We start from the raw sequence: 774 nt of genomic DNA, 5'->3' as shown, positions 1-774 counted from the left end.
CCGCTCCCCCGGCCGCCCCGCGGCTCCTCCCGGACCCGCTGCCGCCGTCCGATCCGGTCCGGATCGTGATTCCGGCGGTCGCGATCGACGCCCCCCTGACCGGGCTGGGACTGGACGCCACGGGCACGCTGCTGCCGCCACCCGCGACGAAGCCCGAGCTGGCCGGCTGGTACGCCGACGGGACGTCACCCGGCGCCGCGGGGACGGCCGTCGTGACCGGGCACGTGGACTGACGGTGGGGCCCGGCCGGGACCGGCCGTCGCSGCGACGGCCGGTCAGGTCCTACGTCACCGAACTCAGGCTCGCGTAGACGACGGTGTTGGCCTGGTAGCCGGTCTTCTCGGACCAGGCCCCGCCGCACGTGATCAGGCGCAGCTCCGGGCGGCCGGACCCGCCGTAGACCTTCTTGTCGGGGAAGCGGTTCTTCGCGTAGACCTCCACCGCGTCGACCGTGAAGCGGGCCGTGCGCCCGTCCTTGCGTACGACGGAGACCTGGGCGCCGGGTGTCAGGGCGCCCAGCCGGTAGAAGACGGCCGGGCCCTTCGGGGAGTCCACGTGCCCGGTCACGACGGCCGTCCCCGCGGCGCCGGGTGACGTCCCGTCGGCGTACCAGCCGGCCAGCTCGGGCTTCGTCGCGGGTGGCGGCAGCAGCGTGCCCGTGGCGTCCAGTCCCAGCCCGGTCAGGGGGGCGTCGATCGCGACCGCCGGAATCACGATCCGGACCGGATCGGACGGCGGCAGCGGGTCCGGGAGGAGCCGCGGGGCGGCCGGGGG

General features: G+C 76.1%; 1 protein-coding gene and 1 pseudogene. One reads left to right on the top strand and one right to left on the bottom strand.

Annotated elements, in window-relative coordinates:
- Window positions 1-230 (top strand): annotated as a pseudogene (locus EAO71_RS35410) (class F sortase); the annotation flags it as partial.
- A gap of 52 nt (window positions 231-282) precedes the next feature.
- Here EAO71_RS35410 and EAO71_RS35405 read toward each other — a convergent pair.
- Window positions 283-774, bottom strand: a 492-nt coding sequence (locus tag EAO71_RS35405; RefSeq protein ID WP_147981918.1) for a class F sortase, incomplete at its 5' end; no start/stop codon positions are given.

The sequence above is a fragment of the Streptomyces sp. MS191 genome, assembly GCF_008042125.1.
Lineage (GTDB): Bacteria > Actinomycetota > Actinomycetes > Streptomycetales > Streptomycetaceae > Streptomyces.
Note: the sequence above shows the minus strand (reverse complement) of the source record. Positions and strands in the feature narration are given on the sequence as shown.